Below are 21,054 nucleotides of genomic sequence, written 5' to 3' on the forward strand. Positions count from 1 at the left end.
CCCGGTCGGGGAAACGGGGCCTCCCTACTCTGATCGCATGACGACGCACCGAGTCGGGGGTGCGGCCGATGCTCTGCCCGCGTACGTCCTCGGGGGGTACGAGGCGGGGTTGGCCGTGGTGGGTTCTCTGGGACGAGCGGGGGTCCCCGTCGTGTCCGTGGTGTCCTCACCACGCGAGACGACGCGGCACTCGCGCCACGTCACCGCGTGCGTGACGGCGCCGGATCCGGCGGACCGCGCACGGGAGCACGTCGACGCGCTGCTGCGCCTCGCCGACTCCCACGGGCCGGGTGTGGTCGTGCCGACCACCGACGAGGCCCTGGAGGCCGTCTCGGCCCAGCACGACCGCCTCGCGGCACGGCACCTGGTCGCCTGCCCGACCGAGCCCGTGGCCCGCACGTTCCTCGACAAGCGCATCACCAGCGAGGTCGCCGAGCGCGCCGGCGTCGAGGCGCCGCGCACGGTCTCGCCGGGCTCGTACGACGAGCTCGAGCTCCTCATCGAGCGCCTGCGGCTGCCGTGCCTGGTCAAGCCGGCCGAGAGCTACCGCTACAACCGGGCGTTCGGCGTCAAGATGAAGCGCGTCCACACGCCCGACGAGCTGCGCACGGCGTGGGGCGAGGCGCACGAGCTCGGCATCGGCACGATGGTCCAGGAGCTCATCCCGGGGCCGGAGACCGGCGGGGTCAACTACAACGTCTACGTCGCCGGCGGCGAGCCGCGCGTCGAGATGACCTCCTGCAAGCTGCGCCTCTCGCCCCGCGACTTCGGCTACCCGAGCGCGGTGGTCAGCCGGTACGTCGGCGAGGTGATCGAGCCGGGCCGGGCGATCGTCGCCGCCATGGGCATCGAGGGCTTCGCGAACGTCGAGTTCAAGCAGGACGAGCGCGACGGCCGGTACAAGCTCATGGAGGTCAACGGGCGGCCGAACATGTCCGGCCGGCTCGCCGTGCGCTGCGGCGTCGACTTCCCGCTGATGACCTACCGCCACCTCGTGCACGGCGAGATGCCGGCCGCGACGCCGTGGCCGGAGGGCGTGCACTGGGTGAACGAGTTCAAGGACACCCGGATCGTGCTCGACCGCTGGCGCGACGGGCGGCTCCCGTGGCTGGGCGGGCTGAAGCCCTACCTGTCGACAGGGGTCTTCGGGACGTTCGACGCGCGCGACCCGCGGCCGTTCCTCGCCCGCGTGCGCGACGGCGTCGCGACGCCGGAGACGAAGACCCCGGCCGTCGCGCACTGACGCCGACGAGGGGTCTACCCGCAACATCACCCGGGTAGAGCCTTCGCCATGCCGGAACCCGGGACGAACTCCGACGGACCCCACACCGTCGACGGCGTCACCGTCACGCCGCCGGGCCTCGTGCGGCGCGCGGTCACGGCGTCGGGGATCGGCAACGTCACCGAGTGGTACGACTTCGGTGTCTACGCCTACCTGGAGACGACGATCCAGGTGGTGTTCCTGCCGCCGGGCACCGCCGGGGGCCCCGTCATCACCGCCGCCCTGTTCGCGGCGTCGTTCGTCGCGCGACCCTTCGGCGGGCTGTTCTTCGGACCGCTGGCCGACCGCATCGGCCGCACCAAGACCCTGGCCACGACCATGCTGCTGATGGCGGTGGCCACGTTCGGGATCGGCCTGCTGCCGACGTACGCCTCCATCGGCATGGCGGCGCCGCTGCTGCTGCTCCTGTGCCGGCTGCTGCAGGGCTTCTCCACCGGCGGCGAGTACGCCGGGGCGATGACGTTCGTCGCCGAGTACGCGCCGGACCGCCGCCGCGGCTTCCTGGCGAGCTTCCTGGAGTTCGGCACGATCACCGGCTACCTGCTGGGCGCGGGCGTGGTCACCGTGCTCCAGGCCGTCCTCGGGGAGGACTCCCCCGAGCTCCTGAGCTGGGGCTGGCGGATCCCGTTCCTCATCGCCCTGCCGATGGGGATGATCGGTCTCTACCTGCGCTACCGCCTCGAGGAGACGCCGGCGTTCAGCCAGCTCTCGGGGTCCTCGGAGGAGCAGGGCAAGCAGTCGTTCCGGGAGTTCTTCCGCGCGGCGGCCCGCTACGGGTGGCGCCCGGTGCTCGTCTGCGGCGGCCTGGTGATCGTCTTCAACGTCACCAACTACACGCTCACCACCGTCGTGCCCACCTACCTCACCGAGACGCTCGGCGAGTACGGGGCGCCGACGGTGACGACGACGACCTCGCACGTCCTGCAGATCGTGCTGTTCCTCGTGCTCCTGGCCGTCGTGCCCGTGCTGGGCAGGCTCGCCGACCGCGTCGGCCGCAAGCCGATCATCCTCACCGGCTGCGTCATGCTCCTGGTGCTCGCCCTCCCGGCGTTCCTGCTGCTGCGCACGGGGTCGATCCCCGGCGTCCTCGGGGGCCTGCTCCTGCTCGGCCTCACGATGGTGTGCTTCAACGCGACGATGCCCTCGACGCTGCCCTCGCTGTTCAGCACCGGCGTGCGCTACGGGTCGCTCGCGATCACCTTCAACGTCGCGGTCTCGGTGTTCGGCGGCACCACGTCGGTCATCGTCGAGGGGCTCATCGCCCTCACCGGGGTGCTGGTGATGCCGGCGGTGTACCTGGTGCTCGCGGCCGTCGTCGGCCTCGTCGCCGTGCGGTACCTGCGGGAACCGGGGACGTCGCCGCTGCCGGGCTCGCAGCCCGCGGCCACCTCGGACGAGGAGGCCCGCGAGCTGGCCCGCGCGAACGGCTGAGTCAGCGGGCGGCCCGCGGCAGCACGTCGGTGGGCCGCTCGCGGGGGTCGAACGAGCGCGGGTCGGGGCCCGGGTCGCCGACGACGTCGGACCAGGCGTCGATCGCCAGGGCCGCCCCGAGCACGACGGCCGCGGCGACGCCGAGCGCGCCGAGGGTGTCGGTCGGGTAGTGGTAGCCGCGGACGACGAGGCCCACGCCGACGGCGAGGACGAGCGCGGCGAGGCCCGACACGGCGAGCAGGCGCAGCGCGCGCGGCACCGCGGTCAGGCCGAGCACCAGCACCCCGCACGCGACGGCGAGCGAGGCCACCGACGTCGTGTGCCCGCTCGGGAACGCCAGCTCGCCGCCGCGCGTGCGCTCCACGAGCGGCTTGAGCACCAGCGAGGTCGTCACCATCGCGGTCGGCGGGCCGAGCAGCACCAGAGCGAGCCCGCGCCCGCCGCGCAGGAACCAGGCGAGCGGGGCGAGCGCGACCAGCGCCACGGCGACCGGCAGCGGGCCGCCCAGCGCCGCGAACGCCTGCGCCAGGACCCGGGACGCGCCGTGCTGCGCGTCGAGCAGGGCCGTGAGCTCGCGGTCGGTGCTCCCGGCGTCCGTGGCGCCCGCGTACCGCCAGCCCAGCACGGCCGTCACCAGCGCCGCCGCGAGCGCCGTGAGCGCCACCCGGGAGCGGGCGCCCGCACGGACCAGGGGGCCGGACCGTTCGGCGTACCCCGCGGCCCGGGGAGCGGGGCGCGAGGTGGCGATGGGGCGGGTGATGCGGAGCGGGGTCGGAGTCGTGCCCGTCGGCGAGCGCGTCATGGGCGCCCACCCTGCACGATCACCGGGCCGGGTCGAGGAGGCTCCCCGGGACGGGGCAGAGTAGGACCCCATCGGTCGGCGCGGCGTCAACCCCGAGGCGCGGGTCTCCGCCCGATCGTCCGAACCGGGCCCCCGTCCGGAGGTCCCGTTCCGGAGAGCGCCGGAGGTGGGCATGCCCGCGGATCACGGCCCGGACGGCACGACCACGATCCACGCCGTCGCCCCGGCGGCGCACGCCCGCGCCGAGGCCCGGGCCGCGCTGCTCGACCGCACGCGGAACGCCGTGCTGACCGCCACCCTCGTCCCCTCCCCCGACCCGCGCGGCAGCGCCGCCGCGCTCGACGCCGTGCTCGGCGCGCCCGCCGCCCGCACTGCCGAGCCGGGGCTGCGGGCCCTGCTGCTGCGCCAGAGCCTCGTCGCCCGGGTGCTGCTGGCCGCGGAGCCGGCCGTGTCCCCCGGGACGTGCACGCGGGACACGGAGACCGAGGCCCAGCTCGACGAGCTGCTCGAGCTCGTCGCCGCCCACGGGCTGTCGCTGTTCGGCGCCGACGCGCAGATGCTGCGGGCCCGCCGCGCGCTGCTCGTCGACGACGAGGAGTCCGCGCTCTCGGCCGTGGCGACGGGCCTCGCGCACCTCGAGGAGCCCGTCCTCGTCGACCACTCCCCGACCGTCGCCGAGCACCGCCACAACGTCGCCTGCTCCCGGCGCCTCGCGGCCAGCACGCTGGTCTCGCTGGGCCTGCACGACCTCGCCGACACCCTCGTCGAGCACCCCGGCGAGGACGGCACGGGCGGCTACGAGCGCGTGCGCCTCGGGGTGTCCTGGGGCGTGCGGCTCGAGCGCGCCGGGCGGCCGGGCGGCGAGCGCCTCGGCGACGCCGTCGCCCTCGCCTCGGCGATCGGCCCCCGGGCGGCGGGCGTCCAGCGGCCGCTGCTCGCCGCCGCCGGGGTGCTCGCGTGCCCGGACCGCGGGCCGGCACCGACCGCCGAGGAGCGACGGATCGCCCGGCGCGGGGCGGCCGCGCTGGCGGCCGGGCACGTGGTGCCGTCCCAGCACGACCGCCTCATCGTCGAGCTCGCCCGGGCCCGCGCCCTCGAGCGGGCGGGCGACCACGACGCGGCGGTCGCCGTGCTCGCCACGCGCCGGACGCGCCCGCCCCGGGGCGAGGCGAGCCTGATGCTCGCGGTCACCCGCGAGCTCGCGCGGCTGCGCACCCGGATCGCGACCGCGGGCGGGCCCCGGCAGGCGGCCGAGTCGGCGCTGGGCGACTACGTCGCCGACCTCGAGGCCGAGCTGTGGACGCTGCACCGCGCGCGGGCGCTCTCCCTGCGCACCGGGCTCGCGCACGACCGCCTGCGCCGCGAGCACGGCCAGGTCACCGCCCTCGCGCTCGCCGACCCGCTCACCGGGCTGCCCAACCGCCGCGCCCTCGACCAGCACCTCGAGGAGGTCCTCGCCGGCACCGCCTCCGCCGCCGTGGCGATGATCGACGTCGACCGCTTCAAGCAGATCAACGACACCGTCTCCCACGCGCGCGGCGACGAGGTGCTGCGCGGCGTGGCGACCGCGCTGCGCTCGTCGTTGCGCGCCCCCGACCTCGTCGCGCGCTACGGCGGCGACGAGTTCGTCGTCGTCCTGCCCGAGACCGCGGTGGGCGACGCCGCCGCCGCGCTGGGCCGCGCCCGGTCGGCGGTGGCGGGGCTGCCCGCCGCGCGCGGCTGCCCGGTGACGCTCTCGGTCGGCGTGGTCGCGGCGCGCAGCGGCGAGGGCCCGGCGGACGTCCTCGCCCGCGCCGACGCCGCGATGTACGCCGCGAAGCGGGCCGGCGGCGACGCGGTGCGCACCCACGACGGCCCGGCGACCGGGGCCTTTGCGGCGAACCGGACATGACCTCCCCGGCGGCACGCCCCGGCCGCACGCCCCGGCCGGGCGGCGAGGAGGCCGCCGTAGGATCGGACCGTCGAGCCCCGGACCCGGGGCCGGTCCGCGCAGGAGTGGCAGGAACGGGAGTCACCGAGCCGATGGCGCCGAGCCCGACCGCCAGCCCGACCGCCGTCGTCGTCCTGGCCGCCGGTGAGGGCACCCGGATGCACTCGGCGACCCCGAAGGTGCTCCACCCCGTCGGCGGTCGCAGCCTGCTCGGCCACGCGGTGCACGCCGCCGCCGGCACGGGCCCCGAGCACCTGGTCGTCGTGGTCGGCCACGAGCGCGAGCAGGTCGGCACCCACACGCTCGGGCTCGCGGCCGAGGTCGACCGCGAGGTCCTCACCGCCGTGCAGGACCGCCGCCGCGGCACCGGGCACGCGGTGGCCTGCGGCGTCGACCGGCTGCCGTCCGACCTCACCGGCACCGTCCTCGTCTCCTACGGCGACGTGCCCCTGCTCGACGCCGCGACCCTGCGCGCCCTCATCGGCGAGCACTCCTCCGGCGACTACGCCGTCACGCTCCTGACCGCCGAGCTCGACGACCCGCGCGGCTACGGCCGCGTCGTGCGCGACGACGCGAACCAGGTCACCGCGATCGTCGAGCACCGTGACGCGACGCTCGAGCAGCTCGCGATCGGCGAGGTCAACTCCGGGGTCTACGCCTTCGACCTCGCGTTCCTGCGCGACGCGCTGAGCCGCCTGACCACCGACAACGCCCAGGGCGAGCTGTACCTCACCGACGTCGTGGCGATCGCCGCCCGCGAGGCGCGCGGGGTCGGTGCCGTCGAGACCGAGGACCCCTGGCTGGTCGCCGGCGTCAACGACCGGGTGCAGATGGCCGAGCTGGGCGCCGAGCTCAACCGCCGGCTGCTCGAGCGCTGGATGCGCGCCGGGGTCACGGTCGTCGACCCGCGCTCGACCTGGGTGGACGTCGGCGTCCGCCTCGAGCGCGACGTCACGCTGCACCCGGGCACCCAGCTGCACGGCACCACGAGCGTCGCCGAAGGTGCGTCGATCGGCCCCGACACCACGCTGACCGACGTCGCCGTCGGCGCGCGGGCGGCGGTGGTGCGCACGCACGGGTCGTCGTCGCGCGTCGGCCCGGAGACCTCCGTGGGGCCGTTCGCCTACCTGCGCCCGGGCGTCGAGCTCGACGCCCGGGGCAAGATCGGCACCTTCGTCGAGGTCAAGAACGCCCACATCGGCGAGGGCAGCAAGGTCCCGCACCTGACCTACGTCGGCGACGCGACGATCGGCGAGGCCAGCAACATCGGCGCGTCGTCGGTGTTCGTCAACTACGACGGCGTCACCAAGCACCGTACGGTCGTGGGGTCGCACGTCCGCACCGGTTCGGACAACACGTTCGTCGCACCGGTGACGGTCGGGGACGGTGCCTACACCGGAGCGGGCACCGTCGTCCGCGAGGACGTTCCCCCCGGGGCCCTCGCGGTGTCCTCGGGGCCGCAGCGCAACCTCGAGGGCTGGGTGACCCGGAAACGTCCGGGCACCGCCGCGGCGCAGGCCGCCGAGCAAGCTACGAAGGCCGAGCAGGAGGACCCGTGACCGTCAGCATGTCGTCGACCCCGAAGAAGAGCCTCATGCTCTTCTCCGGACGGGCCCACCCCGAGCTCGCCGAGGAGATCGCCAAGGAGCTCGACGTCACGATCACCCCGCAGGCGGCGTACGACTTCGCCAACGGGGAGATCTTCGTCCGCTTCGAGGAGTCGGTCCGCGGCTCCGACGCGTTCGTGATCCAGAGCCACACGGCTCCCATCAACCAGTGGATCATGGAGCAGCTCATCATGATCGACGCCCTGAAGCGGGCGTCGGCCAAGCGCATCACCGCCGTGGTCCCGTTCTACGGCTACGCCCGGCAGGACAAGAAGCACCGCGGCCGCGAGCCCATCTCGGCGCGCCTCATCGCGGACATGCTCAAGACCGCGGGTGCGCACCGGATCATGACGATCGACCTGCACACCGACCAGATCCAGGGCTTCTTCGACGGCCCCGTCGACCACCTGCTGGCCAACAAGGTCCTCGCCGAGCACCTGCGCGACACCTACGCCGACCACGACCTCGCCGTCGTCGCCCCCGACTCAGGCCGTGTCCGCGTCGCCGAGAAGTGGGCGGACATGCTCGGCGGCGTCCCGCTCGCCTTCATCCACAAGAGCCGCGACAAGACCAAGCCCAACGAGGTCGTCGCCAACCGCGTGGTCGGTGACGTCGAGGGACGCTGCTGCATCCTCGTCGACGACATGATCGACACCGGCGGCACGATCGCCAAGGCCACCGAGGCCCTCCTCGCCGACGGCGCGTCCGACGTGGTCATCGCCGCCACCCACGGCGTGCTCTCCGGCCCGGCCGTCGAGCGGCTCTCCACCTGCGGCGCGCGCGAGGTCATCGTCACCAACACGCTGCCGATCCCGGACGAGAAGCGCTTCCCGTCGCTGACCGTGCTCTCCATCGCGCCGGTGATCGCCCGCGCCGTGCGCGAGGTCTTCGAGGACGGTTCGGTGACGAACCTCTTCGACGGAAATGCCTAGCCTCTGGACCGAGCACGTCGTCCCGCGGCTCGTCGACGTCACGCTCGGCACCGAGGACGTCCGCGCCCTGCGGGAGCGCGTCGTGTCGCGGGCGCGCGGCGAGGTCGTCGAGCTGGGGTTCGGCAGCGGGCCGACCCTGCCGCTCTACCCGGCGGCGGTGACCTCGGTGCGTGCCGTGGAGCCGTCGGCCGTGGCCCGCCGGCGCGGGGCGCGGCGGATCGCGGAGGCGTCGATCCCGGTCGAGCACGTGGGCCTCGACGGCGCCGACCTCGACCTGCCCGACGACTGCGCCGACACCGTCGTCAGCACGTTCACGCTCTGCACGATCCCGGACGTCGACCGCGCGCTGCGCGAGGTCCGCCGGGTCCTGCGCCCCGGCGGGCAGCTGCTCTTCCTCGAGCACGGCCTGTCGCCCGACGCCCGCACCGCCCGCTGGCAGCACCGCCTCGACGGGTTCCAGCAGCGCGTCGCCGGCGGGTGCCACCTGACCCGCCCCATCGACGGCCTCGTCCGCGACGCCGGCCTGACGGTCACGGACCTGAGCCACGACCGCCTGCGCGCCCCCGGCCCGATGGCGTACCTCTACCTCGGTGCCGCGACCCCCTGACCTCACCTCGCCGATCCACTGCGCGCTCCTGCCCTCCACCCCGGCCGGCGATCGGGGCACTCGGAGATCACCGAGCGGAAAGGCACCCCCGGAGGGCATCCGAGGGCGCATATCGACCTGCTGATCTCTACGCGACCCGCCGGGGAGCTCATGATCGCCGTTTCGGTGACGATCGCCCTCAAATCTGACAGCGAACGTCACCAGGACGGCGATCACGGGCGATCCGGGTACACAGCGCGCTCCTGATCTCCGCCGCGACCCCCTGAGACAGCGTGCTCAGCGGCGGCGCGCCAGCATCGCCGCCTGGGGCAGCGGAGGCGCGAGGGACGCCGGTTCGGGCGAGCGGACGAGGCGCGCGGTGACGTCGAATCCCGCGGCGTCGAGCAGCGCGGCGACGTCGTCGGGCTGCAGGCGGCGGAAGTCGAGCGAGACACGGTGCCCGAAGGCCTCGTCGTGGTGGCGGATCTCGTCGCCCACCTGGAACGCGAGCAGCAGGTGCCCGCCCGGTCGCAGTACGCGCGCGAACTCGGCGAGCACCGCCGGCACCTCACCGGCGGGCACGTGGATCAGCGAGTACCAGGCGACGAGACCGCCGAGCGCGGCGTCGGCGACGTCGAGGGCGGCCATGTCGCCGACGTCGAACGCGATCTCCGGGTGCTCGCGACGGGCGAGGGCGACCATTGCCGGCGAGAGGTCCACGCCCCGGACCCGCACACCCAGCCCGTGCAGGTGCGCGGTGACGCCGCCCGGCCCGCTGCCGACCTCGAGCACGTCACCCTCGACCAGCTCCGCGAACGCCCCGAGCACCGCGCGGTCGAGCGCGGCCTTCGCCAGCTCGTCGCGGAAGTGCTCGGCGTAGGACGCGGCGATGGCGTCGTAGCCGGCGCGGGTCGCCTCCCGGTCGAGGATCACCGGCGCAGCCTAGGTATCGTGGGGCCAGCACTTCGGCGAGGGCCGGTCCCAGCACCGGCCGTGATCGACGCGGTGCGGCCTCCCGGTGCTCCGGGTCGTGGCCGCGCGCGGCGCGCCGACCCGTGGACGACACCGCAGGAGAGAAGCACCATGGCCGACGAGATCCGCATCGCCGCGGAGAGCCGCACCGAGTTCGGCAAGGGCGCCGCGCGTCGCGTGCGTCGCGCCGGCAAGGTCCCCGGCGTCCTGTACGGGCACGGCACCGACCCCGTGCACCTCGCGTTCGACACCGTCGAGTTCGCCAAGGTGCTCCGCGAGAACGGGCGCAACGCCCTGCTCACCGTCACCGGCCTCGGCGGGCAGCCGCCGATGGCGCTGGCCAAGAGCATCGTGCGCGACCCCATCAAGGGCTTCTTCGAGCACGTCGACCTCGTCCTCGTCCGCCGCGGCGAGAAGGTCCAGGTCGACGTCCGCGTCGTGATCATGGGCGAGGCCGCCGCGGGCACCCTGGTCTTCCAGAACGAGGACACGCTGACCGTCGAGGCCGACGCGACCAACATCCCCGAGGAGATCACGGTCGTCATCGAGGACGCCGAGATCGGCACCCAGTTCCTCGCCGGCGAGATCCGGCTGCCCGACGGCGCCGAGCTGATCTCCGACCCCGAGCTCCTCGTCGTCAACGTCACCGAGGCGCCGACCGAGGAGGCCATGGAGGAGGAGATCGACACCGAGGGTGCGGGTGTCGAGGAGGACGCCTCCGAGGAGGAGGCCGCCGAGACCGGCGAGTCCTCCGAGGCCGCCGACGGCGACCAGCCGGCCGAGGGCTCCTCCGACGCGTCCGAGTCCTCCGACGAGAGCTGACCGACGCACGTGAGCTCCCCCGCTGCCCGGCCCGACGGCCCCCTGCTGGTCGTCGGGCTGGGCAACCCGGGCCCCGACTACGAGGGCACCCGGCACAACGTCGGGTTCGTCGTCGCCGACGTCCTCGCGGGGCGCCTCGGCAGCCGGTTCTCGCCGCACAAGCGCTCCGGCGCGGACGTCGCCGAGGGCCGGCTGGCCGGACGCCGCGCGGTGCTCGCCAAGCCCCGCGGCTACATGAACCTCTCGGGCGGCCCGGTGGCCGGCGCCGCCCGCTTCTTCTCGGTCGACCCGACCGACGTGATCGTCATCCACGACGACCTCGACCTCGAGTTCGGCGTCGTGCGCCTCAAGCGCGGCGGCGGCGAGGGCGGGCACAACGGGCTGCGCTCGATCTCGAAGTCGCTCGGCACCAAGGACTACCTGCGCGTGCGCTTCGGCATCGGCCGCCCGCCGGGGCGCCAGGACCCCGCCGACTACGTGCTCAAGCGCTGGTCGGGCGCCGAGCGCAAGGAGCTCGACGTCTCCGTCGAGCTGGCCGCGGACGCCGTCGAGGCGCTCGCGTCCGAGGGCCTCGAACCGGCCCAGAACCGGATTCATTAGGCCCGCAGGTACGCCAGCACGGCGAGGACGCGGCGGTTGTCGTCGGGCGCGGCGTGCAGGCCGAGCTTGGTGAACGCCGAGCGCGCGTAGGCCTCGACGGTCTTCTCCGAGAGGTGCAGCCGCTCGCCGATCCCGTGGTTCGAGCGGCCCTCCGCCATCACCGCGAGGACGTCGCGCTCCCGGTCGGACAGCGCGTCGACCGGGTTCCGGACGCGGCGCCGGCCCACGAGCTGGGCCACCACCGACGGGTCGACGACGACGCCGCCCGCGGCCACGCGGCGCAGGGCGTCGGTGAGCTCCTCGACGTCGGCGACGCGCTCCTTGAGCAGGTATCCCGCGCCGCCGGTGTCGGACTCGACCAGGGCCAGCGCGTAGTGCGGCTCCACGTGGGCGGAGAGCACCAGCACGCCCACACCGGGGTGCTCGGCGGCCAGCGTCCGCGCGGCGTCGAGGCCCTCGGTGGTGTGGGTGGGCGGCATCCGGATGTCGACGACGACCGCGTCCGGCGGATCCGCCCGCACCGCGGCGAGCAGCGCCTCGGCGTCGCCGACCTCGGCGGTCACCTCGATCCCGGCGTCGGCGAGCAGGCGGGCCACGCCGACGCGGAAGAGCACGGCGTCGTCGGCCACGATCACCCGCACGGCACGCTCGCCGTCACGCGCGTCCCGCGCCCGGCGGGGCTCTCGACGCGCAGGGACCCGCCCAGCGCCGCCACCCGGTCGGCGAGCCCGCGCAGCCCGGAGCCGTCCGCGTCCGCGCCGCCGAGGCCGTCGTCGACCACCTCGACGCGCAGCCCGTCGCCCTCGGGCACCACGCTGACCTCGACCTTCGTGGCCGCCGCGTGCTTGGCGGCGTTGGTCAGGGCCTCGGAGACGACGAAGTAGCAGGTGCGCTCCACCGTCTCCGGCGGGCGGTCCGCGGGGACGTCGGTGAGCACGACGGGCAGCGGGGCGCGCTCGGCCAGCGACAGCAGGGCCGGCGCGAGGCCGCCGTCGGTCAGCAGCGGCGGGTAGATGCCGCGGGCGAGCTCGCGCAGCTCGGCGAGCGCGGCCGTCAGCTCGTCGGCGGCCTCGGCGAGCAGGGCGTCGAGCTGATCCGACGACTCGTTGCGGGCCAGGCGCAGCGCCAGCCCCACCGCGACGAGGCGCTGCTGGGCGCCGTCGTGCAGGTCGCGTTCCACGCGCCGACGGGCGGCGTCGGCAGCCTCGACGAGGCGGGCGCGCGAGGCCCGGACCTCGCGCAGCTGGTGGCGGACCTCGGCGTGCAGGCGCTCGTTCTCCAGCGCCAGCCCGGCGCCCGCGGCGACGGCCTCGACGAGGTCGGGCTCGGCGGTCAGCGCGGGGTCGTGCAGCAGCGCGGCGATCGGCTCGCCGTCGCGCTCGAGGAACGTGACCGCGCGGGAGCCCACCTCGACGCGCGCGCCGGCCGGGTCGACGTAGTCCTCGGTGCCGGGCAGGCGGTGGACCAGCTCGACGGTCGGGTCGTGCAGCGTGCGCGCCACCACGGACCGCAGGTGCTCCGGCGCGGTGTCGGTCCCCACCCCCGCCCCCGCGCCGCCGAGCTCGACGACGAGCCGCCCGACCCCGGAGCGGTCGAGCCTGCTGCGCAGCAGCCCCAGCAGCAGGGCCGCCGGCCACACCACCAGCACGACCTGCGCGGACCACGCCAGCCACACCCCCGCCGACGGCGGCAGGAGCAGCAGGATCGCGGTCCGCTCGACGAGCAGGGTGCCGACCACGATCGTCCCGCCGACCAGCCCCGGCGTCAGCGCGCGCCGCGCCGCGGGCCCGGACGCCCGCCAGCGCAGCCAGACCGACACCAGCACCGACATCAGCAGCACGACGACCACGGCCTGCACGGTCAGGTCGACGACGTCGGGCCGGAACTCCCCGCCCGACGGCGTGATCACCAGGCCGTTGGGCGGCGGCCCGTCACCCCGGCCGCGCTGCGCCCCGACGGCCAGGAAGACCGCGTCCAGCGGCACCGAGAGCAGCCACCCGACGCCGACGAGGACGCGCTGCGCCGTGCTCTCGGTGCGCCCGGTCGGGAACGTGACGAGCAGCTGCACGAACACGCTCAGCGCCACCGAGCCCAGCAGCACGCCGGCGACGAACGCCGGGGTCGTGTCGACGGCGACGACGAACCGGGCGAGCCACGCGAACCCGAACACGACCATGAGCACGCCCGTGCGGCTGTCGGGCCGCCGGCGCCGGGCCACCAGGCCGACGCCGACGAACGACCACGCCACGGCCAGCGAGAGGACGAGCGTCGGCGCGACGAGCTCGTCGGGGACCGTGTAGCCGCCGCGCACCAGGGCGAGCGACGCCGCGACGCCCGCGAGGACGGCGGCCACGGACACCAGGCGTGCCGTCACGGCGCACCGCCCACCTGCCGGGTCGAGCTCCGGTCCGCTCCGTCTCCCAGCACCCGCCGCAGCGCCTCCCCCGACAGGTCGTCCTTCGCGATGAAGCCGCGCGCCGGGCTGGAGTCCACGCGCGGCCCGTAGTCGTGGCGGGCGCGGCTGGACACGAGCACGACGACGGGCGCTCCGTCGACGGCGTCGTCCCCCGCCAGCACCTCGGCCACCCCGAAACCGTCGAGGTCCGGAAGCCGGATGTCCAGCAGCACCACGTCGGGCGCGAGCGCGCGGACGGCCTCGAACGCGTCCGCGGCGTCGCCGGCCTCGCCGACGACGTCGAAGCCGTCCGCGACGAGCAGGCGGCGTGCGAGCGAACGGAACGACGCATGGTCGTCGACGATGAGCACGCGGGCGGTCACGCTCGCCGACGCTGGCACCGCAGCGCGTCGCGCCACTACGGGGTTGACCCTGCTCGTCGCGAGGGATGTCCTGCTACTCGCGCGCCGCCGCCGCGCGGACGCTCCAGGGGCATGACGGTCATCCGCAGGCACCCCCTCGTCACGTTCTTCGTCCTGACCTACGTCCTCGCGTGGGTGTGCCTCCCGTTCGGGTTCTTCGGCTCGTTCGCGCCCCTGGTCGCCGCGCTGATCGTCGTCCCGATCACCCAGGGCCGGGCCGGCCTCGCCGAGCTCGGGCGCCGCATCGTGCGGTGGCGGGTCCCCTGGTGGTGCTGGGTGCTCGCGATCGGGGTGCCGCTCGCCGTGCACGTGCTCGCGGCGGTGCTCGGGGACCCGTCCCCGATCCGGTTCGTCTCGTGGGGCGACGTGCTGCTGGTGTTCGTGGTGCGCCTCATCGACCCCACCGAGGGGGGCATGGGCGAGGAGCCGGGCTGGCGCGGGTTCGCGCTGCCCGGGCTGCAGGCGCGGCTCTCGCCGCTCGCCGCGACCGCGGTCCTCGCCGTGGTGATCACCGTCTGGCACCTGCCGCTGGTGTTCCTGGAGGGCGGCGATCACCGGTCGACGCTCGCCGGCATGATCATCGGCACGGTGGGCGTGACCTTATGGTACTCGTGGCTGTTCGACCGCTCCGGCGGCAGCGTCCTGCTCTGCATCGTCGCCCACGCCGTCGAGGGCGCGATCCAGGACGACACCGTCCTCTACTTCGGCCTCTGGCTGGCCCTCGCGGTCGTCCTCGTGGTCGTCGACCGGAAGACGTGGCTCGGACGCGCCCCGGCCGACGCCACCACGCGGCTCCCCGCCGTCGGGACCCCGCGATGAGCACCACCACCGACGGCCGCGTCGCGCGCCTGTTCGGCCTGACCGGCGACCGCTGGATGCGTCACGCCAACCCGTGGAGCGTGTGGACCCGCTTCGCGGTCCTGCCGCTGCTCGCCCTCGCGGCCTGGAGCCGCGTGTGGATCGGGTGGTGGGCGGTGCTCGCGGCCGCGCTGGTCCTGGTGTTCATGGTGGTCAACCCGCTGCTGTTCCCGCCGCCGCGCTCGACACGGCACTGGGCGTCGAAGGCCGTGTTCGGCGAGCGGATCACGTCGGAGAAGACGCAGGTCCCCCCGCAGTTCGCGAGGTCGCGGGTGCCGGTGGTGGCGTCGTCCCTCCAGCTGGTGGCGCTCGCCGCGCTCGTCGTCGGCCTGGTCCGCCTCGATCTGCTCCTCGCCCTCACCGGGCTGCTCTTCTGCCAGTGCGCGAAGGCCTGGTTCCTCGACCGCGCGGTGCTGCTCTTCGAGGACATGAAGACGCGCGACCCGCACTACGCGTCCTGGGAGTACTGATGGACGGCCTGCCCCTCGCCCGCCACGCGGGCCCGATCGCGATCGTCGCCGGTGCGCTGCTCGTGCTCACCGACCTCGCCCGCCTCGTCAGCGGCCGCGCCGTCGCCGACTTCGCGTCCGACCCGCTGACGATCGCCGCGAACGCGGGCTACGCCGTGGCCCTCGTCGTGCTCGCCGTCGCGCTGGTGGCGCTGTACCTGCGCGACGCGGCGGCCCTGTCCACGCTCGGGTTCGTCGCCGCCCTCGTCGGCGTCGTGTTCTTCGGCGGCAACATGTGGTTCGACGGCTTCGCCGCGCCGTGGCTCGCCACGGTCGCGCCCGGGATCTTCGCGCTCGAGCGCACCGGGGCGCTCGTCGTCGGCGCACTGGCGAGCTACGTCCTCTTCGGGCTGGGCTGGGTGCTGTGGGGCGCGGCGCTGCTGCGCGCGCGGGTGCACCCGTGGCCGTTCGGCGCGGCGTTCGTGGTCAGCGGCGTGCTGGGGCTCGCGGCCGGCGCGGCACCGTTCGGGGCACCGCTGGGGCTGACGGTCGCGGCGCTGGGCCTGTGGCTCAGTCGACCGCGTTCTCCAGCCACGACTCCTCCAGCTGCTCGCGCTCGCTGACCAGCGCGCGCAGCTCGGCGTCGAGCTCCTGGAGCCGGCCCGGCTCGGTGGCCGCGGCGGCGAGCTTCTCGTGCAGCCTCGTCTCCTCGGTCGCGATCTTCTCCAGGCGCCGCTCGATGCGCGCGACCTCCTTGCGGGCGGCGCGGCGCTCGGACTCGGAGCGCCCGGAGTCGGCCGGCGGCGCGGAGCGAGGGGCGCCCTGGCGGCCCCCGGCGGAGCGAGGGGCGCCCTCGCTGCGCTCCTCGAGGGCCGCGCGCCGGCGCAGGTACTCCTCGATCCCGCCGGGCAGGTCGGTGATCCGCCCGTCGCCGAGCAGCGCGACGGCGCGGTCGCAGACGCGCTCGGTGAGGTAGCGGTCGTGGCTGACGACGACGAGCGTGCCCGGCCAGCCGTCGAGGAGGTCCTCGAGCTGCTGGAGGGTGTCGACGTCGAGGTCGTTCGTGGGCTCGTCGAGCAGCAGCACGTTCGGCTCGGTCATGAGCAGGCGCACGAGCTGCAGGCGACGCCGCTCGCCACCGGAGAGGTCCGAGACCGGCGTCCACTGCCGTGAGGCCGGGAAGCCGAAGCGCTCGGCGAGCTGCGAGGCGGTCTGCTCGTACCGGCCGATCGTCACGCGCTCGGCGATGTCCTCGACGGCCTGCAGCACGCGGCGGTGCATCGGCAGGTCGGACAGGTCCTGCGACAGGTGGGCGAGCCGCACGGTGGTGCCCTGGATGCGCTTCCCGCCGTCGAGGGGGCGCTCGCCGCCGACCGCGCGCAGCAGCGTCGTCTTGCCCGACCCGTTGACGCCGACGATGCCGATGCGGTCGCCGGGCCCGATCCGCCACGTCTGCCGGTCGACCAGCGTGCGGTCACCCACGGTCAGGGTCGCGTCCTCCAGCTCGACCACCGTGCGCCCGAGACGGTGCTTGGCCATCGTCACGAGCTCGACGGTGTCGCGGGGCTCGGGCACGTCGGCGATCAGCGCCTCGGCGGCCTCGACCCGGTAGCGGGGCTTGGACGTGCGCGCCTGCGGCCCGCGGCGCAGCCACGCCAGCTCCTTGCGGGCGAGGTTGCGGCGGCGCTGCTCGGCGGCGTCGGCGAGCCGGGCCCGCTCCGCCCGCGCGAAGATCCAGTCGCCGTACCCGCCCTCGTACTGCTCGACGTGCCCGTCGACGACCTCCCAGGTCCGCGAGGCGACGGTGTCGAGGAACCAGCGGTCGTGCGTGACGACCACGAGCGCCGTCCGGCGGGCGATGAGGTGCTCGGCGAGCCAGCCGACGCCCTCGACGTCGAGGTGGTTGGTGGGCTCGTCGAGGACGAGCAGGTCGAGCTCGCGGACCAGGGCGGCGCACAGCGCGATCCGCTGGCGCTCGCCGCCGGAGAGGCCCTCGACCGACGCGTCGAGCCCGCGGTCGCCGCCGGGGCGCAGACCCTCGACGACGGCGCGGCTGCGCGGGTCCGCGGCCCACTCGTGGTCGGGCACGGGGCCGCCGAGCACCGCCTCGCGAACGGTGGCACCGGACAGCTGCGTCTGCTGGGTCACGAGCGCCATCCGCAGCCCGCGCACCGGGCTCACGCGCCCGGAGTCCGGGGTCAGCGCGCCGGCGAGCACCGAGATCAGCGTCGACTTCCCGCCGCCGTTGCGCCCGACGACGCCGATCCGGTCGCCGGTGTCGACGCCGAGCGAGACGCCGTCGAGGACCGGCTTGGGGCCGCCGAAGCCGATCGACACCGACTCCAGGTTGACGAGGTTGGGCACGGTTCCAGTCTCCAGGGGACGCGAACGGGGACTTCGCGCGCATAGAAGCAGCGAACAGCACGTTCGCTGCGGAAGGGGATTGTCAGGCGTAGGCGCCGGGGCCGGGATCGGGACGCGGCGGGGAGGGCGGGCCGGGCGATCCGCCGTCGCCGTCGACGACGCGGGCCCCGGGGACGGGCCCGTGGGCGACGCGGACGGTGCGGCACACGCCGGCGCCGGCGAGCTCGGCGGCGACGCGGACCGCGGCGTCCTGGCCGTCGCAGAGGAACACGCAGGTCGGCCCGGAGCCGGAGACCACGCCGGCGAGCGCGCCCGCGTCGACGCCGCCGCGCAGGGTGCGGCGCAGCCCGGGGTCGAGGCTCACGGCCGCCGCCTGCAGGTCGTTGCCGAGCAGGAGCGCCAGCGAGCGGGCCTCGCCGGACGCGAGCGCCTCGAGCACGGGCTCGACGTCCCCGACCCGGCGCGGCGCCTCGGGCCGGGCGCGCAGGCGGTCCAGCTCGCCGAAGACGGTCGGGGTCGACAGACCGTGGTCGGCGACCGCGACCACCCAGTGGAACGTGTGCCGCGAGAGCACCGGGACGAGCCGCTCGCCGCGGCCCGTGCCCAGCGCCGTGCCGCCGTGCAGCGCGAACGCGACGTCCGAGCCCACCTCGGCGGCGATCTCCATGAGCCCCTCGCGCCCCATCTCGACGCGCCACAGGCTCGCGGCGGCGAGCAGCGCGCCGGCCGCGTCCGCGCTGCCGCCCGCCATCCCGCCGGCGACCGGGATCGCCTTGTGCAGCCCGACCCGCACGTCGGGCTCGCGGTCGACGCGCCGGGCGAGGGCCTCGACCGCGCGCCAGGCGAGGTTGGTGGTGTCGGCGGGGACCTCGGAGACGTCGACGCCGTCGGCCCCCGAGACGCTCACCCCGGGCTCGATCGCGTCCCGGACCGCCCGGGTCACCGTGACCTCGTCGGCGATGCTCAGGGCCTGGAAAACGGTGACGAGGTCGTGGTAGCCGTCCTCGCGCAGGTCACCCACGGCCAGGTGCAGGTTGATCTTGGCCGGGACGCGGACGGTGACCGGCGGTCCGACGGCGGAGAGCACCTGCCCAGCGTACGGACCACGCCCGTTCGCTCAGGGCGTCAGGGCATCCGGGGCCACGTGCCGCATCGAGGGTCGAGCTCCGCTGCGCTTCGTCTCCGGCCAGCACGCGCGATCGCCGTGAACGCGTCCACGTCGAGCGCCTCGCCCCGCGCCCCGGGATCGACGCCGGCGGCGCGCAGCACGGTCTCCGCGGCGGGCGCCGACCCCGCCCAGCCCGCGAGCGCGGCCCGCAGGGACTTGCGGCGCTGCGCGAAGGCGGCGTCGACGACGGCGAACACCTCGGCGCGCTCGACGTCGGCGGCCGCGCGGGCGTGCCGGGTGAACGCGACCAGCCCCGAGTCGACGCCCGGGACCGGCCAGAACACCGCCCGCGGTACCGGTCCGGCGCGGCGCGCGTCGGCGTACCAGGCGAGCTTGACCGACGGCGCCCCGTAGGCCTTCTCGCCGGGACGCGCGGCGAGGCGCTCGGCGACCTCGGACTGCACCATCACCAGCCCCGACGCCAGGCCCGGGAGCACGGCGAGCAGGTGCAGCACGACGGGCACGGCGACGTTGTAGGGCAGGTTCGCGACGAGGACGTCGGGCGCCCTGGGGAGATCGTCGGCAGCGAGGCGCAGCGCGTCGCCGGTGACGACCCGCAGGTCACGCTCGGGCGCCCGCTCCGCCGCGGTGGCGGGCAGCCGGCCGGCGAGCACCGGGTCGATCTCCACGGCCACCACGCCGGCGGCCGCCTCGAGAAGCGGCAGCGTCAGCGAGCCGAGCCCGGGGCCGACCTCGAGCACCACGTCGTCCGGCCCCACCCCCGCGAGGCGGACGATGCGGCGCACCGTGTTGGCGTCGTGGACGAAGTTCTGTCCCAGACGCTTCGTCGGGCGCAGGTCGAGCTCGGAGGCGAGCGCCCGGACGTCGGTCGCGCCGAGCAGGCGTACCGGGCTCGTCACGGGGCCCAGTCTGCCCCCGGCCTACTTCTTGCCGCAGACCGGCCAGGCGCCGTAGCCGCCGCGGTCGTCGCGGACGCGCTCGGCGACGGCGATCTGCTCCTCGCGCGAGGCCTGGTGCGGCAGCGAGGCGTACTGGCCGCCGCCGTAGGCCCGCCAGGTCTGGCGGTCGAACTGCAGGCCGCCGTAGTAGCCGTTGCCCGAGTTGATCGACCAGTTGCCGGTCGACTCGCAGCGGGCGATGCGGTCCCACTTGGCGCCGTTCGACACGGCGGGCGCCGTCTTCTTCGGCTTGGTGCCGCGGTGGACCACGCCGCCGACGGGCTGGCGCGTCACCTGCGACTCACCGACCTGCGTGCGCCCGGTCTCGGCGCCGTTGGTGGCGTTGACCGTCCAGGTGACGATCTCCTCGCCGGCCTGGCCCGCCTGCTCGACGCGGGTCTCGCCCTGCTCGAGGTCCGGGTCGTCGACGGTGCGCATGGGCGGCGCGACCGGTCGGGTCTCGGTGACCTGGTTGACCGTGTTGCGGGTGACGGTGACCGTCGACCCGTTGGTGAGGCCGTCGCCGCCCGCGAGCGTGTCGGTCGGGCTCAGCGCCGCGAGGCCGTTCTGCGCGAGCAGCTCGGGGCCGTTGAGCGCGGTGGTCGTGACCTGGCGGGGCGCGGCGCCGCCGTCGACGAGGGTGACCGTCTTCGGGGTCCGCACGTCGAGGTTCATCCCGTTGACGGGGATGTTGGCGTTCATCGGCACCGAGCTGGCGATCCCGTCGGTGGGGAGGCCGAGCTGCGCCAGCGCGTCGGAGACGGTGCGCGCCGTGGTCTGGAACGTCTGCGGGCGCCCGTCGACCATCAGCGCGACGTCGCGCGAGCGGTTGATGACGAGGTGGTCGCCGTCGTGGACGTCGGCGTTCGGGCCGGGGGCGAGCTGGTCGCCCGGGCCGATCTCGATGTCGCCGCTGTCCAGGGCTCCGGCGACGTCGCCGGAGAAGGTGTGCACGACCTGGTCGACGCCGTCGACCGTGACCGTGACCTCCTTGTCCAGCGCGACCGCCGTGCTGCCGCCGGCCGCCACCGCGAGCAGGGCGACGGCGACGCCGCCCTTGACCGCGTTGGAGCGGCGCTTGGTGTCGGGCGCGAGGCGCTCGGGGTCGTCGAACGAGGTGAGCCCGGCGGGGGCGGCGGCGGTGAGGTCGCCGTGCGGGTCCTCCGTGACCTCCTGCTCGCCGGTGAACGACTCGAGGTCGTTCCACTCGTCGAGGCTCGTGAGGGCGATGGGGCCGCTCGCGCCGTGGGCGTCCTGCGTCGGCAGCGGGCCGGTGATGTCGTCGAACCAGGCCGGGGCCCGGTCGTCGAGACCACGCGCGCCATACGCGGTGTTGTAGCCCGTGTCGTAGCCGAACTCGTGCGCGGCGTCGTAGCCGTAGTCCGAGGCGTACTCGGTGCCGTACTCGGTGCCGTAGGCGTCGTGGCCGACGACGGGGAGCCCCGCGGTGTCGGTCTCGCCGTTCCCGGCGTATCCGGCGCGGCCGCGGCCGGTGGCGGTGTCCGCGCTCATCGTCCGGCCTCGGCGGGGAGCGC

General features: G+C 75.1%; 20 protein-coding genes. 11 read left to right on the plus strand and 9 right to left on the minus strand.

The window, feature by feature from the left end; genetic code table 11:
* The first annotated feature begins 151 nt into the window (after positions 1 to 151).
* On the plus strand, positions 152 to 1,243 hold the full coding sequence (locus EV188_RS27200; RefSeq protein ID WP_133829466.1) for a carboxylate--amine ligase: 1,092 nt from the start codon (positions 152 to 154) through the stop codon (positions 1,241 to 1,243).
* 48 nt (positions 1,244 to 1,291) lie between these two features.
* Positions 1,292 to 2,713 (plus strand): MFS transporter, encoded by a 1,422-nt coding sequence (locus EV188_RS27205; protein ID WP_133829467.1) that lies wholly within the window; start codon positions 1,292 to 1,294, stop codon positions 2,711 to 2,713.
* Position 2,714: 1 nt separating this feature from the next.
* Here the strand turns inward: EV188_RS27205 and EV188_RS27210 are convergent, their stop codons facing one another.
* Complete coding sequence (locus EV188_RS27210; protein WP_133829468.1) at positions 2,715 to 3,515, minus strand: phosphatase PAP2 family protein; 801 nt, start codon at positions 3,513 to 3,515, stop codon at positions 2,715 to 2,717.
* 172 nt (positions 3,516 to 3,687) lie between these two features.
* Between EV188_RS27210 and EV188_RS27215 the strand changes: the two genes are divergently transcribed.
* The 4 genes from EV188_RS27215 to EV188_RS27230 all read left to right on the plus strand — a co-directional run bounded on the left by EV188_RS27215 (position 3,688) and on the right by EV188_RS27230 (position 8,591).
* The gene (locus EV188_RS27215) at positions 3,688 to 5,406 is read left to right on the plus strand and encodes a GGDEF domain-containing protein (protein ID WP_133829469.1); all 1,719 of its coding nucleotides are present in this window, start codon (positions 3,688 to 3,690) and stop codon (positions 5,404 to 5,406) included.
* A gap of 131 nt (positions 5,407 to 5,537) precedes the next feature.
* Complete coding sequence (gene glmU / locus EV188_RS27220; protein ID WP_133829470.1) at positions 5,538 to 7,004, plus strand: bifunctional UDP-N-acetylglucosamine diphosphorylase/glucosamine-1-phosphate N-acetyltransferase GlmU; 1,467 nt, start codon at positions 5,538 to 5,540, stop codon at positions 7,002 to 7,004.
* A gap of 8 nt (positions 7,005 to 7,012) precedes the next feature.
* Entirely contained in the window at positions 7,013 to 7,984 is a 972-nt protein-coding gene (locus EV188_RS27225) for a ribose-phosphate diphosphokinase (protein ID WP_208114397.1), read from the plus strand.
* Positions 7,977 to 8,591 (plus strand): class I SAM-dependent methyltransferase, encoded by a 615-nt coding sequence (locus tag EV188_RS27230; protein ID WP_133829472.1) that lies wholly within the window; start codon positions 7,977 to 7,979, stop codon positions 8,589 to 8,591. Before EV188_RS27225 ends, EV188_RS27230 begins: the two co-directional genes overlap by 8 nt.
* 276 nt (positions 8,592 to 8,867) lie before the next feature.
* On the opposite strand, the gene EV188_RS27235 is transcribed toward EV188_RS27230, so the two are convergent.
* Positions 8,868 to 9,503, minus strand: coding sequence for a class I SAM-dependent DNA methyltransferase (locus EV188_RS27235; RefSeq protein WP_133829473.1), 636 nt, complete (start codon positions 9,501 to 9,503; stop codon positions 8,868 to 8,870).
* A 150-nt stretch (positions 9,504 to 9,653) separates the two neighbouring features.
* Between EV188_RS27235 and EV188_RS27240 the strand changes: the two genes are divergently transcribed.
* Both EV188_RS27240 and pth read left to right on the plus strand, forming a co-directional pair.
* The gene (locus EV188_RS27240; protein WP_133829474.1) at positions 9,654 to 10,364 is read left to right on the plus strand and encodes a 50S ribosomal protein L25/general stress protein Ctc; all 711 of its coding nucleotides are present in this window, start codon (positions 9,654 to 9,656) and stop codon (positions 10,362 to 10,364) included.
* Between the two features lie 9 nt (positions 10,365 to 10,373).
* A complete protein-coding gene (gene pth, locus EV188_RS27245) occupies positions 10,374 to 10,964 on the plus strand; it encodes an aminoacyl-tRNA hydrolase (protein WP_208114390.1) in 591 nt (196 codons plus the stop codon).
* On the opposite strand, the gene EV188_RS27250 is transcribed toward pth, so the two are convergent.
* From EV188_RS27250 to EV188_RS27260, 3 genes are read right to left on the minus strand one after another with little or no spacing between them, the layout of a single operon-like run.
* Positions 10,961 to 11,605 carry a response regulator transcription factor gene (locus EV188_RS27250; RefSeq protein WP_133829475.1) on the minus strand — a complete coding sequence of 215 codons (645 nt, stop codon included), beginning with the start codon at positions 11,603 to 11,605 and terminating at the stop codon, positions 10,961 to 10,963. The two genes, pth and EV188_RS27250, sit on opposite strands and share 4 nt — an antisense overlap.
* Positions 11,596 to 13,338 carry a sensor histidine kinase gene (locus EV188_RS27255; protein ID WP_133829476.1) on the minus strand — a complete coding sequence of 581 codons (1,743 nt, stop codon included), beginning with the start codon at positions 13,336 to 13,338 and terminating at the stop codon, positions 11,596 to 11,598. The genes EV188_RS27250 and EV188_RS27255 overlap by 10 nt, the downstream gene beginning before the upstream one ends.
* Positions 13,335 to 13,742 (minus strand): LytR/AlgR family response regulator transcription factor, encoded by a 408-nt coding sequence (locus EV188_RS27260; RefSeq protein WP_133829477.1) that lies wholly within the window; start codon positions 13,740 to 13,742, stop codon positions 13,335 to 13,337. The genes EV188_RS27255 and EV188_RS27260 overlap by 4 nt, the downstream gene beginning before the upstream one ends.
* Positions 13,743 to 13,853: 111 nt before the next feature.
* Between EV188_RS27260 and EV188_RS27265 the strand changes: the two genes are divergently transcribed.
* Genes EV188_RS27265 through EV188_RS27275 form a run of 3 tightly spaced genes read left to right on the plus strand, consistent with a single transcriptional unit; the run spans position 13,854 to position 15,711 of the window.
* Positions 13,854 to 14,600, plus strand: a complete 747-nt coding sequence (locus EV188_RS27265) for a CPBP family intramembrane glutamic endopeptidase (RefSeq protein ID WP_166660119.1) — start codon at positions 13,854 to 13,856, stop codon at positions 14,598 to 14,600.
* Positions 14,597 to 15,109 (plus strand): DUF6653 family protein, encoded by a 513-nt coding sequence (locus tag EV188_RS27270; protein ID WP_133829479.1) that lies wholly within the window; start codon positions 14,597 to 14,599, stop codon positions 15,107 to 15,109. The genes EV188_RS27265 and EV188_RS27270 overlap by 4 nt, the downstream gene beginning before the upstream one ends.
* The gene (locus tag EV188_RS27275) at positions 15,109 to 15,711 is read left to right on the plus strand and encodes a hypothetical protein (protein WP_133829480.1); all 603 of its coding nucleotides are present in this window, start codon (positions 15,109 to 15,111) and stop codon (positions 15,709 to 15,711) included. Before EV188_RS27270 ends, EV188_RS27275 begins: the two co-directional genes overlap by 1 nt.
* Here the strand turns inward: EV188_RS27275 and EV188_RS27280 are convergent.
* From EV188_RS27280 to EV188_RS27295, 4 genes are all read right to left on the minus strand, one after another.
* Complete coding sequence (locus tag EV188_RS27280) at positions 15,659 to 17,452, minus strand: ABC-F family ATP-binding cassette domain-containing protein (protein WP_133829481.1); 1,794 nt, start codon at positions 17,450 to 17,452, stop codon at positions 15,659 to 15,661. The genes EV188_RS27275 and EV188_RS27280 overlap by 53 nt on opposite strands.
* Positions 17,453 to 17,534: 82 nt before the next feature.
* The gene (locus EV188_RS27285) at positions 17,535 to 18,539 is read right to left on the minus strand and encodes a 4-(cytidine 5'-diphospho)-2-C-methyl-D-erythritol kinase (RefSeq protein WP_133829482.1); all 1,005 of its coding nucleotides are present in this window, start codon (positions 18,537 to 18,539) and stop codon (positions 17,535 to 17,537) included.
* A 38-nt stretch (positions 18,540 to 18,577) separates the two neighbouring features.
* Positions 18,578 to 19,480, minus strand: coding sequence for a 16S rRNA (adenine(1518)-N(6)/adenine(1519)-N(6))-dimethyltransferase RsmA (gene rsmA / locus EV188_RS27290; protein ID WP_243742030.1), 903 nt, complete (start codon positions 19,478 to 19,480; stop codon positions 18,578 to 18,580).
* 21 nt (positions 19,481 to 19,501) lie between these two features.
* Positions 19,502 to 21,031 (minus strand): resuscitation-promoting factor, encoded by a 1,530-nt coding sequence (locus EV188_RS27295; RefSeq protein ID WP_133829484.1) that lies wholly within the window; start codon positions 21,029 to 21,031, stop codon positions 19,502 to 19,504.
* Between the last annotated feature and the right edge of the window lie 23 nt (positions 21,032 to 21,054).

Source organism: Actinomycetospora succinea (genome assembly GCF_004363095.1).
GTDB classification, from domain to species: Bacteria; Actinomycetota; Actinomycetes; order Mycobacteriales; family Pseudonocardiaceae; genus Actinomycetospora; species Actinomycetospora succinea.

What these genes read in the sequence shown, in the direction of transcription:
- EV188_RS27210 (WP_133829468.1), bottom strand. Translation starts at nt 3,515, where the DNA reads ATGACGCGCTCGCCGACGGGCACGACTCCGACCCCGCTCCGCATCACC.
- EV188_RS27275 (WP_133829480.1), top strand. Translation starts at nt 15,109, where the DNA reads ATGGACGGCCTGCCCCTCGCCCGCCACGCGGGCCCGATCGCGATCGTC.
- EV188_RS27215 (WP_133829469.1), top strand. Translation starts at nt 3,688, where the DNA reads ATGCCCGCGGATCACGGCCCGGACGGCACGACCACGATCCACGCCGTC.
- glmU (WP_133829470.1), top strand. Translation starts at nt 5,538, where the DNA reads ATGGCGCCGAGCCCGACCGCCAGCCCGACCGCCGTCGTCGTCCTGGCC.
- EV188_RS27240 (WP_133829474.1), top strand. Translation starts at nt 9,654, where the DNA reads ATGGCCGACGAGATCCGCATCGCCGCGGAGAGCCGCACCGAGTTCGGC.
- EV188_RS27225 (WP_208114397.1), top strand. Translation starts at nt 7,013, where the DNA reads ATGTCGTCGACCCCGAAGAAGAGCCTCATGCTCTTCTCCGGACGGGCC.
- EV188_RS27295 (WP_133829484.1), bottom strand. Translation starts at nt 21,031, where the DNA reads ATGAGCGCGGACACCGCCACCGGCCGCGGCCGCGCCGGATACGCCGGG.
- EV188_RS27265 (WP_166660119.1), top strand. Translation starts at nt 13,854, where the DNA reads ATGACGGTCATCCGCAGGCACCCCCTCGTCACGTTCTTCGTCCTGACC.
- EV188_RS27230 (WP_133829472.1), top strand. Translation starts at nt 7,977, where the DNA reads ATGCCTAGCCTCTGGACCGAGCACGTCGTCCCGCGGCTCGTCGACGTC.
- EV188_RS27205 (WP_133829467.1), top strand. Translation starts at nt 1,292, where the DNA reads ATGCCGGAACCCGGGACGAACTCCGACGGACCCCACACCGTCGACGGC.
- EV188_RS27270 (WP_133829479.1), top strand. Translation starts at nt 14,597, where the DNA reads ATGAGCACCACCACCGACGGCCGCGTCGCGCGCCTGTTCGGCCTGACC.